General features: G+C 38.8%; 8 protein-coding genes and 1 pseudogene. 8 read left to right on the forward strand and 1 reads right to left on the reverse strand.

Annotated features, from left to right (window positions below):
• The first annotated feature begins 6 nt into the window (after nucleotides 1–6).
• Complete coding sequence (locus BRO54_RS14515) at nucleotides 7–2,682, forward strand: DEAD/DEAH box helicase (RefSeq protein WP_025039169.1); 2,676 nt, start codon at nucleotides 7–9, stop codon at nucleotides 2,680–2,682.
• A gap of 56 nt (nucleotides 2,683–2,738) precedes the next feature.
• Here the strand turns inward: BRO54_RS14515 and BRO54_RS14520 are convergent, their stop codons facing one another.
• Nucleotides 2,739–3,884 (reverse strand): deoxyguanosinetriphosphate triphosphohydrolase family protein, encoded by a 1,146-nt coding sequence (locus BRO54_RS14520; RefSeq protein WP_338029257.1) that lies wholly within the window; start codon nucleotides 3,882–3,884, stop codon nucleotides 2,739–2,741.
• Nucleotides 3,885–4,241: 357 nt separating this feature from the next.
• Between BRO54_RS14520 and BRO54_RS14525 the strand changes: the two genes are divergently transcribed.
• The 7 genes and pseudogenes from BRO54_RS14525 to BRO54_RS14560 all read left to right on the forward strand — a co-directional run bounded on the left by BRO54_RS14525 (nucleotide 4,242) and on the right by BRO54_RS14560 (nucleotide 11,547).
• Nucleotides 4,242–6,374, forward strand: a complete 2,133-nt coding sequence (locus tag BRO54_RS14525; protein ID WP_020279644.1) for a Piwi domain-containing protein — start codon at nucleotides 4,242–4,244, stop codon at nucleotides 6,372–6,374.
• 157 nt (nucleotides 6,375–6,531) lie between these two features.
• Nucleotides 6,532–7,382: pseudogene (locus BRO54_RS14530) on the forward strand (Rpn family recombination-promoting nuclease/putative transposase).
• A gap of 625 nt (nucleotides 7,383–8,007) precedes the next feature.
• Nucleotides 8,008–8,526: a hypothetical protein gene (locus BRO54_RS14540; RefSeq protein ID WP_014195563.1), complete on the forward strand. Its 519-nt coding sequence runs from the start codon at nucleotides 8,008–8,010 to the stop codon at nucleotides 8,524–8,526.
• 41 nt (nucleotides 8,527–8,567) lie between these two features.
• Entirely contained in the window at nucleotides 8,568–9,356 is a 789-nt protein-coding gene (locus BRO54_RS14545; protein ID WP_014195564.1) for an NERD domain-containing protein, read from the forward strand.
• Between the two features lie 54 nt (nucleotides 9,357–9,410).
• Nucleotides 9,411–10,034, forward strand: coding sequence for a hypothetical protein (locus tag BRO54_RS20205; protein ID WP_081107419.1), 624 nt, complete (start codon nucleotides 9,411–9,413; stop codon nucleotides 10,032–10,034).
• Nucleotides 10,035–10,250: 216 nt separating this feature from the next.
• Nucleotides 10,251–10,988, forward strand: coding sequence for a hypothetical protein (locus BRO54_RS14555; RefSeq protein ID WP_074044408.1), 738 nt, complete (start codon nucleotides 10,251–10,253; stop codon nucleotides 10,986–10,988).
• The gene (locus BRO54_RS14560) at nucleotides 10,975–11,547 is read left to right on the forward strand and encodes a hypothetical protein (RefSeq protein ID WP_063210738.1); all 573 of its coding nucleotides are present in this window, start codon (nucleotides 10,975–10,977) and stop codon (nucleotides 11,545–11,547) included. The genes BRO54_RS14555 and BRO54_RS14560 overlap by 14 nt, the downstream gene beginning before the upstream one ends.
• Nucleotides 11,548–11,858: the final 311 nt, after the last annotated feature.

Here is an 11,858-nt window from a genome sequence, read left to right on the forward strand (position 1 = left end):
GAGGTCATGAATCGTATCGTTAACGTTATCTCATCTCGGCTTAGTCTCCGTAAACCACAAAAAGAATCATTGGAAATTCTTGCCGAAGTGATTGAACACTTCGGCTTAGATAAACAAAATGATCCACAATCGTTAAAAGAGAAGTTAGCGGCTGTTAATGCATTATTTCCTAGTGTTACTGATTTTGAACGAGAATTTCCGTCGCTCTGTTTTGCGTTAGCCACTGGCGTCGGTAAAACACGTCTGATGGGAGCGTTTATTGCTTACTTACATATGGCAAAAGGAATTCGTAATTTCTTTGTTTTAGCACCTAACTTAACAATTTATGAAAAATTAATCCAAGATTTTACGCCTAATACACCGAAATATGTGTTTAAGGGGCTTTCAGAGTTTGCTAATAAACAACCGAACATTATTACAGGGGATAACTATGATCAGCAAGCCCTCTTTTTAGCTGATCCGTTAGCTGTAAACATTAACATCTTCAACATATCTAAGATTAACAGCGAAGTTAGAGGAGGAAAAGCGCCAAGAATTAAACGGTTAAGTGAATATTTAGGACAGAGTTATTATGATTATTTAAAATCCCTTCCTGATCTTGTTTTATTAATGGATGAATCGCATCGGTATCGAGCATCAGCTGGGGTGAAAGCGATCAATGAACTGAACCCGATTCTTGGTCTGGAGTTAACGGCTACGCCGCAAGTGGAAAGCGGAAACAGAACGATACCATTTAAAAATATAATCTATAGCTATCCTTTGTATAAAGCGATGGAAGACGGATATGTGAAAGAGCCAGCTGTAGCGACGAGAGAAAATTTTAATCCAGCAAAATTCGACAACGAACGAGAGTTAGAACGTTTAAAATTAGAAGACGGTATCCGTGTCCATGAAGAAACGAAATTAGAGCTAGAGTTGTACGCTCGGGAAAACAACGAAAAATTAGTAAAGCCGTTTATTCTTATCGTCGCTCAAGATACGAATCATGCGGAAGAGTTAATGAACATCATTGAAAGTGATGATTTTTTTGAAGGACGCTATAAAGGTAAAGTCATTACTGTTCATTCCAACCAGCGTGGCGAAGAAAAGGACGAAACAATTAAGCAATTGCTTGCTCTTGAGGATCCGAATTCAAAAGTGGAGATTGTCATTCATGTGAACATGTTAAAAGAAGGATGGGACGTAACGAATTTATATACGATTATCCCACTTCGTGCGGCAAACTCCAAAACATTAGTGGAACAGTCCATCGGTCGAGGACTTCGTCTCCCATACGGAAAACGGACGGGAGTTCCAGCAGTCGATCGTTTAACGATTATTGCGCATGATAAATTCCAAGAAATTATTGATGAGGCGAATAATCCTACTTCTATTATTCGTCGTGGGGTTGTCATCGGTCGTGATGTGGCACAGACAGAGAAAAAAATAGTTACTGTTGAGTCAAACGTAGAACGTTCATTAATTGATGAACTAGTTGGAACGACGGAATCCACTTCTCCAGAAGACGAAAAGAAAATAGAAATGAAAAGAAACATTGCGGAAACAATAGTAAAAGCCATTTCTAAGCAGCGCACATTATATAGTTCTAAACAATTAAAAGATCCTGAAGTACAACAGCAAATTGTTAGCGATGTGAAAGGAACATACACAGTATCACAGTTGTCTATATTTGAGGAAGAACCTGAAAAAATGATTGAGAGCATGGTTGCAAGAGCAGTTGATGTACTTCCTAATTTGACTATGGAAATTCCGAGAATTATCGTGCAACCTACAGGAGAAATCTCGTGGGGGTACCGCGATTTTGATTTAAACTGCGATTTAATTCCAAAATTTCAGCCTGTTGCTGAAAATATTCTAATTGAACATTTGCGTACACATCAAAGAGAAGTGTTGCGGATTCAAAAAGATACGAATATGACGGAAGAACGTTTAGAAGATTATCTTGTCTTTCATCTAATGGATTATCCAGATGTTTCCTATGAAGAACATGCTGAATTGTTGTATAAGTTATCAGGACAGTTAATTAATTATCTTCGAAGTTATTTAAAAACGGAAGATGATGTCAAAAATGTAGTAATTTACAATCAAAAACGTTTGGCAGAATTGATTTATAAGCAAATGAAAGAACATTATTATGAAGAGCAAACGAATTATGAAGTGACTGTTCGAATAGGGTTTGATACGTTAAAAGATACCAGTGTCACTGTAGATGTCAATGAAGAAGTGCGCGATTTTCGCCAACCAGTAGCAAATAAAGCGGCGATTCGAAACATGTGTTTTGGCGGATTTAAAAAATGTTTATATCGAACACAAAAATTTGAATCTGATGCGGAGCGAAGATTTGCGGTCATTTGCGAAAATGATCCATCCGTTTTAAAATGGCTGAAGCCAACGAAAAACCATATTAAAATTTATTATAATCAAACACAAGCATATATCCCGGATTTTATTGTAGAAACAGAAGAGAAAATGTATTTATGTGAAATCAAAGCAACAAACAGAATCGAAGAAGATCGAGAAGTAGCGCAGAAAGCACAAGCGGCTATCACCTGGTGCAAATATGCATCCGATCATGCTCGTCAAAACAACGGAAAAGAATGGGTATATTTATTAATTCCACATGATGATGTAGATTCGAATAAGACGATTAAGGGATTAGAGGCAGTGTATAGAAAGAATTAATTTTATTATCTAAACAGATAAGCAAGCCAAGCAGCAGGCTTGCCTATCTGTTATTTTTATATTTTCAATGTATTTGGATCTCCAAAGTATTGTTTGTAAAGTTGTTCAGCGTAATGATCTGTCATTCCAGCTATATAATCGCATACAACACGCTTTTTTGGTTCCCCGTTTTGAATTAAGGCTCGATACTCAGGAGGAAGTAGTCTTTCATATTTGTCATCATTTAAGAGCTCAAACAAGCGATTGACTATCTGGGCTCCTCTGATTTCATACAACGCTACAGTTGGTTTTTCGATGAGAATCTCCCTTACAGCATTTTTTAATCCGTCCATTAACTTTGCTTTTGTTCGCAATCCTAAGCCGTATTTAAAGGAGGTGCCTTTCCGTTGACGTTGTTCTTCAGTTAATTCCACTACACCGATGTCTTTAATAAACGTATCGATTAATGTAGAGGTGAGTGATTTAAATGCAACGTCACCAAACGTCTCACCACAATTTTTATATGCTTGTTGTAATAGTTCTTGAAACTCTTTTCTTAATTCTTCTTTAAGTTGCCCTAATACAGCGTCTATCGATAAAATTCCTGATTTTAATCCATCTTCAAGGTCATGAGTGGAGTAGGCGATGTCATCTGCAAGTTCCATAATTTGTGCCTCTATCGTTTGGATTTTCATTGTTCCGTTATCTTCTAAATTCTGCTTATTTTCTTTATAAAGAAATTTTTGTTTTTCGATTTGTTTTGGAGATGTGTTATAAACGCCATATTTGACAACGGAATATAAAGCTGCTTTTGTTAAGTTCAGACCATCATAATGAGAGCTTTTCTTTTCTAATTTGCAAAGAATGCGGAGTGTCTGTGCATTTCCTTCAAATCCTCCATCGTCTTTCATTAATTTATTTAACTCTTTTTCTGCATAATGACCGAATGGTGGATTGCCAATGTCATGTGCCAAACATGCCATCGCAACCAATGCCGAGTTTACTTTAACACCTTCATGTTCTATTTTTCTAGAAATGGTTGTTCCGATTTGGCTCACTTCAAGCGAATGAGTAAGACGGGTGCGATAGTAATCACTTATTTGAGTGCCGAGAAGTTGCATCTTTCCTTGTAATCTTCGAAATGAAGAAGAATGAAGAACACGAGCATAATCTCTTTGAAACGGATCTCTCCAACCATCTATTTCGTCTTGTTTAGTGGAGATAAATAAATCTTTATATTGGCGAAATGTGTGAAGTTCATTTTGATTGCTTGCTTGCTATTTCTTGTCCCTCTTCAATCATCTTTGAAATATCGATTTGACCAGAACTCATGAAAGAACCCCCTTCTCTTTTCTTAGTATTATCCCCCCCTGTTATTTTACAACAATTTAAATAATTGTTGAAATTTTTATTAAAACCTGGATAATCTTTTAGCCTATTCTTTTTTGTATCTTATTCCTAAGGAGATGTGTTTTTGTGAACATAATTCAGATTTTTTTTCAAGTCGTTCTATTTCCACTATAATTTCAAGAGATGATGATATAATATAGAATGGATCAATTTGGAAAGGCGGTGAGATTGTGAACCATTATTATTTTTCTGAATGTAAAGCGGATGAAAAAGCGTCGGATATTGCCATTCATCTTTATACGGTTCCTTTATCTAATCCGCACGAAAAATATTCTTATGCCCATTCGATCGCTTATGAACTGAGAAAGCTAAATTCGTACATAACGGTGGCGGCGCATGGACAGTATATAGCATCGTTTGAAGAGATTTGTCATTGGGGAGATCATCGTTATATTCAGCACGAACATCGGCCCATTCAATGTTCTTTACCTATGGAAAGAACAATTTTGGAAAGATTATTAAAGAAAGAATTAGAGAATCGTTGTAAAAGCAGCTATAAGATGGATAACGACTTATTCCGTTTAGCCAATGAACAGTCTATGCATGTCGGTGAAATTAGCATTCATCCGGCGATCTATATTTCCTTTTCAGTTGAAGAAAATGGAGATATTTTCGTCGGTTTTGATTATCAGCACCGTTTTGAATATCGAAAAACATTGCAAGATGTGATCAATAATGATCCATCGCTTCTCAAAGAAGGAATGGAGGTTGTCGATCCATTTAATAGGCGGGCATACTATTACACTTTTGTGGGGATGGCTGACTATACAGCCGGGCAAAAAAGTCCGTTTTTACAACAAAGTGTCATTGATTATTACTTAGAAAAAAATGAACTGTGGAAGCTAAAAGGAGTTCATGAAAAAACACCGGTCGTACATGTAAAAAGCAGAGACGGTCATCTTCTTCCTTATTTGCCCCATTTGCTAAAATTAACTTGTTCATATGAGCAATTGCTGCCATCGATGACGAAGGAAGTGAATCGCCTGATTAAGCTGTCACCAAATGAAAAAATGTCTAAGCTTTATACAGAAATGTTCCGCTTGCTTAGGCAACAACAAGTGTTGACGTTCAAAAAAGAAAATGTGCGGGCGGTTAACCTAGGCTATGATGTTAATGAGTTGGATTCCCCGATAATGGAGTTTGGACAAGGATATAAAACAAATGAGATTTATAGAGGGCTTAAGCAGTCGGGAGTGTATGAACCGAGCAGTGTAGCCGTCAGTTTTTTCGTCGATCCAGAGCTGAACTATGACCCACAAAAGCGAAAAGAAGTAGGATGTTTTGTAAAAAAGCTAGAATCAATGTCTGAAGCGCTTGGTGTAAAGCTTAATATTTCCGATCAGCCTCGCCAACTATACGGTCAATTGCCAAAAGACTTTTTTAAGCAAGATAACCTGTCGTATCATTTGAAATCCATTACTGACCAGTTCCGCGGAACAGTAGTAGTGGTCATTGGAACAGAAGAAAATATTGATCGCGCCTACGTTACGATTAAAAAAGAATTTGGCGGAAAAGAAGACTTGATGACGCAATTTGTTGGGTTCACTTCTTCTTTAGTTACGGAAAATAATATCTTTCACTACTATAATATTTTGCTGGGGATTTATGCCAAGGCAGGAGTTCAGCCTTGGATCTTGGCCAGCCCGATGCATTCAGATTGCTTCATTGGCTTGGATGTCAGCCATGAACACGGAAAGCATGCCTCTGGGATCATTCAAGTTATTGGACGCGATGGGAAAATCATTAAACAAAAATCAGTGGCTACAGCGGAAGCGGGGGAAACCATCGCCAATTCTACAATGGAAGAGATTGTGAATGAAAGCATATACAGCTACGAACAAATATATGGAGCGAAGCCGCGGCATATTACTTTTCACCGCGATGGTATTTGTCGGGAGGATCTAGATTTTTTGCAAGCTTATTTGCGATCATTTCAAATTCCTTTTGATTTTGTAGAAATCATAAAAAAACCGCGAAGAAGAATGGCTATTTATTCAAATAAAAAATGGGTGACAAAGCAAGGAATATACTATTCAAAAGGAAACACGGCGTATTTATGTGCGACAGATCCGAGAGAGTCTGTAGGCATGGCTCAACTTGTAAAAATTGTGCAAAAAACGAATGGTCTGTCTGTTCATGAGATTGTTTCTGATGTATATAAGCTATCGTTTATGCATATTCATTCCATGCTGAAGACACGCTTGCCGATTACGATCCATTACTCCGATTTGAGCTCTACTTTCCATAACCGCGGGTTGATTCACCCGCGTTCGCAGCATGAACGGGCATTGCCGTTTGTGTGATATGAAAGGGTTGCTTGCCCGCCACTCTCTAAGGGTTGCTGGGATTTGTAGAAGCAGAGAGTCATTGCTTGGCTCTCTGTTTTTGTTTTATCCCATGCAGGAATTTCGCACATGTTGTCGAATAACGTATGTGAATTTTCACATGTGAGGTGAATGTATGGCTGTTGACCATGACCGCTTGTTCAAAGAGTTGATCCAAGCATTTTTTGAAGAGTTTATTCTTCTCTTTTTCCCCGAAATGTACGAGTATATTGATTTTCAGCATTTGTCCTTTTTATCTGAAGAACTGTTCACCGATGTAACGGCAGGGGAAAAGTATCGCGTCGATCTGTTAGTCGAAACGAAATTAAAAGGGGAAGATGGGCTGATCATCGTCCATATCGAAAACCAAAGCTATGTGCAGCCGTCGTTTCCTGAACGGATGTTCATTTACTTCAGCCGCTTGTTTGAAAAATACCGCACGAACATCGTTCCGATTGCCGTCTTCAGCTATGATGCCATCCGCGACGAACCCTCTTCGTTTACGCTTCAACTTCCGTTTGGCAGCATCCTTCACTTCCGCTTTTTCACCATCAAACTACGCAAACAAAATTGGCGCAACTACATTCGCATTGACAACCCGATCACCGCTGCGCTGCTTAGCAAAATGGGGTATACTGAAAGTGAACGAATCGAATTGAAAAAACAGTTTTTGCGCATGTTAGTTCGTTTAGAGCTGGATGAAGCAAAGCAGAGGCTGTTAATGGCTTTTTTGAAACATATGTGAAATTGTCGGATGAAGAAGAACAACAATTACGAAACGAGGTGAATCAAATGGAAACGAAAGAAAAAGAGCAAGTGTTGGAATTGTTGATTTCGTATGAACAAAAGGGAAAACGTGAAGGAGCTAAGCAAAAAGAGCGAGAAATGATGCGAAAAATGATTGCAAAAGGAATGAGCATTGCCGATATTGCACATATATTTGACCTAACGGAAGAAGAAGTTCATAAAAGGGTAAAAGATGAGTAGGAAGGGGCAGTACTTGGCATCTGCTCGAACGTGATTTTATTTATAAGGATGAAAAGACGATTAGAGGATTTAAAGAAATAATGGAGCGCCTTTTGGAACTGGAGAGATACAAGAGAACATTATTAGATGACGAGGATACTTCTTCCGATATATTAATAACAATGAAAATAGCAACCATTGAGCAGACATTAAATTATTTGATGGAATACGAACAAGGGAAGTTGCATGAAGAATTTAACCGGGAGCGAGAACGTATACATTATGGGAGGAAATAAAGAGATTTCAAACGATATTTTGCATGTGGAGTGAAATGTATAACGATTGACCACGACCGCTTGTTTAAATAAAAAGATGGCACAGCGTTTTTTAATGGTTTTATTCTTCGCTTTTTCCCGAATATGTATTGGCCTGGTACCTGTTGTTACCCGCTAAAGGAGAAAGCTACCCTAAGATGATGGGGTAGCTTTTTTGTTTCGATTGCCTGAGTTTTCAGACGGTATATTAGGTTAATTATGCATAGGAAATTTGCAAATGATTTTACAATATTCGACAACGTTTTTCTACAAATATTGGTACAATCGAATTAAATGAGATTTTTGGTTTAGGAATAAGGAAGGGGATCATGATGACAACGATTTGCAAAGCCGATTACTATTACGGGGCGTTGCTTTCTGCGCTGGTTAATGGGGGGCTGGCGCCTGCACTGTTTGAAAAAGAAAACGATAACCGGCAAATATACGAAGTCACGACGAATAAAGCGAGTTATATCATTTATACGAAGTACAATACCACTCCATCAGGTTCCAAGGATTTCACTTGGTCCTTTTCGTTTAGCGACAATGAGATCGAAGAAATTACTAAGATTCATCAGGAAAACAACAAAGAAAAAGAATTTATCTTTGCCTTTATTTGCGGCCAGAAGCAATTAAGCGACTACAATCAAGTCATTGCCATCGTCTACTGGGACGAATTTCTCGAATGCGTGGATATCGAAAAAGAACAAGTTCGCGGAACGGCGCGGCTGTCCGTGAAAGCAGTCAAAGGCTCCCCATGGCTGCGCATTTACGGCAGCAAGCGCGCTGACAGGCTCGATGGGAAAGATAACACGATCAAAATTGAACGAAATCGCCTAGGTAATCTGTAAAGTGGTATGGGGGATGTGAAAAGGGAGGGGGGCAGACGAACGTGAATCTTTTCTATACACTGCTTCTTTTATGTTTGCTTGCCTTATTGGCAAGATGGATCAAGTCAAAAGAAGCGGAATGGATTGGATCGTATGGAGAATATAAAGTCCGTAAAGCAATTAAAAATATAGAAGCAACATCATCCGGAAAATACAAAGCTTTTCATAACCTGTATATTCCAAAACAAGACGGTTCAACTTCGCAAATTGATCATGTTATCCTTTCCGATCAAGGACTGTTTGTCATCGAAACGAAAAATTACAGCGGCTGGATTTTCGGAGATGAAACGTCAAAATATTGGACGCAAGTCATTTATAAACGAAAAGAAAAATTTCTTAATCCTATTTTGCAGAACAAAGGGCATATCAAGGCGTTAAGAGGCTGGCTTGGGGAGGAGTTTGCGCATATTCCGATTCACTCGGTTGTCGTGTTTTTGACGCGGGCAAAGTTTAAATCAAATGCTCATTTTGCCCATGCTTATGTGGTTTATCCGAAACAATTGAAACAAGTGCTCGAGCAACATCAAACAAAAGTGATCGATAGGGAAACAAAGGAACGTTTAGCTCAAAAATTAGAAACAGTGCTTGCCAAAGATAAGACACAAGAAAAAGAAATGAAAAAGCGGCACGTGCAAACGATTCGAACGAAGCAAAAGCAGACGGAACAACATATACAGCAAAACCGTTGTCCAAAATGTGGCGGTGTTCTAATCGTTCGGAAAGGGAAATACGGAACATTTAAAGGTTGCAATAATTATCCGAAATGCAAGTTTACGCAGTCGATTGGCTGAACTTGCAACACGGCCGTTTGGGCAGCAACTATAGATAAGGGAAGGAGGAAAATGATGTTTTCTATTCACGAGGAATTGGAACGCCTATCGCAAAAGTATCGATTTTTTGCTTCAAAAGAAGCGTTTAAACAGTCATTAAAATTTCAGCTTCAAGAAAAATTCCGCGTCGAGGAGAACAAACGCTTTCATGATTATCTGATCGATTTGTGGGTGGAAGAACCGGAAAGTGGGCGCCAATACGCGATTTGTTTAATGAACAAGCTCGCTCGGGTCACGATAAAGCAAAACGGGCAAACGATTGAATTGAAGCACCACGGTGCTCAGGATCAGGGTCGTTATGATTTTTTGGCGCAAGTGGAAAAGTTAGAACGAATAACAATGGGGAGAAGGAATGTATACGGGATCGTTGTGCTGCTAACGAATGACCATTTGTATTGGACCGAGCCGATGCGACCAAATACGGTGGACTGCGAGTTTCGCATTCATGAAAACCGGATCATCACCGGGGAGTTAAAATGGCAGGAACGTGCATCAGCAGGGACGAAAGAAAACCGTGATGCGCCGATCTTTATTAAAGGGAGATATCAATTGAAATGGCATCATTATTCTACTATCAACCAAGATAAACATGGCGAGTTCCGATATGTAGCCGTTCATGTTGGGGACGTATATAGTTGAGAGAAATAGTTTTAGTGTCTGTTGTCACCTATCGAAGAAAAGCTGTGTCAGGAACGAAAACGTCTCGGGCAAGACTTGATTAACCCGGATTTATCTGTTGTGATGAAGAAGTGTTATGAGAAGCAATTAAAAAATTAGAGTGCGACAGGAGAAGCTTCGTTGCACGCGGATCCTGTCACTTGTCGAATGTATGGGCACAGACAGGGGGGAGAAAGTTTGTTAGCTGAAATACATGGAAAAATATCATCAGACGGTTCGAATTTAAGCGAGCGGCTTGAAGATCAGCTGACAGCGAACGTATTTGGTACGTCGCGTTATCTCCCTTTTCACAAAGGGATTAAGCCGATTTTAAGCAAGGCTGTATTTTTTTCTCAAACTGATCAAACGGTGTTCATAAATGGTTTGGAGATGCAAAAAGACGAGTTTATAGGGGATAAGGTTAAGTTTTGGGTCAAGGGAGAAAGAAGTGAAATCGATGTTTTACTTGAATTGGATCATTTGATCATAGGAATCGAAGTGAAATACCATAGTCCTTTATCATCAGACGATCAATTGGAGCGAGAAGCGAGTGATTTACTAAAGGGTAAAGGGCAGACGCCAAAGTTTTTGCTCTTATTAGGAACGGAACCAGAAGTGAATATGATTGCTAAAAAGGTGATGGAAAACAGAAAACTGCCAAGCGGTGTTCATTTTGGGTATTTATCGTGGCAAGAAGTGTTCCATCAATTGGTGTACGTGCAAAAAAATGAAACATTGAATGAGTTTGAAAGGTTAATGCTGAAAGATTTGATTGCTTTATTGAGAAAAAAGGGATTTGATCGTTTTCAAAACTTTCAAAGCCTTGCTTGTCCTTTAGTTGACCACTGCTCCTACTTTCATTTTTATACAGATGAACAATTTTTTCATTTAAGTGCCAATCGTATTGAAAAGGAGTGGTATTATGAATTCCGTTAGTATACGAGAGAACATAAAAAACGCTTTTGAGGTTGTGCGAAAAACGTACGAGAGTGTCGATAAACTGTTGGCGGAATTGGACCGTCAATCGGTTGAATGTGGATTTGTTCCGGTGATCCCACAATTTTTACGTCAGAAATCTGACCGCGAGTATCAAGGCTGGTTCATTCAATCTTTTATCAAGCTATATCAGAGAGATTCTGCGCCTCCTTGCCAGTCGGGGAATGGGTTGAAAAACGACCCAATCTATGCGGTTGAAATCTCATTCAAAGAAGAACCACGAATGACGTTGTGTAAATACGTGTATTCAACCCTTGAACATTGGGATAAACCACCGAGCGTTTCTGAGCATTGGTTTTTCTACTGGCCTTTATATGATGGCAATAACTTTACTAATCATGAATCTGAAAATGGAGTGTTTAAACGCGTTCCAAATGACGAAAAAACTTCAGAAAAATATGGTAAAATTCAAGAAGTTATTTCAAAGAAAATTGATTTATTATCCATTACATCAACGAACATTAAGGATAGGGTGTTTGATGAGTTGCATCGTTTGTGACAGATAAACTGGAATTAGGGAAATTAAAACAGTTGACAGACTTAGGAGGGCGGTGCGTAGGGATCAAAATAGAAATGTCTCTTCGGATGGTAATATTCCGTCTAGCAGAGTTGGACAAATGGAGAAACGGGGGAAAGAAAAAACGGTAAAGATTTTTATTGAAGAAAACTGCCTGGTACGAAAGGATTTGGTTATTTGGGAGTTTTAAAACAAGCCGGTAGAGCATCATTACCATTTCACATTGCTTTCGGCGAAGATGTGGCGAGCCCTGTTTTTTACCGTGAATCACAAAGAGTATCGTATTAAAGAGG

The sequence above is a fragment of the Geobacillus proteiniphilus genome, assembly GCF_001908025.1.
GTDB lineage: Bacteria > Bacillota > Bacilli > Bacillales > Anoxybacillaceae > Geobacillus > Geobacillus proteiniphilus.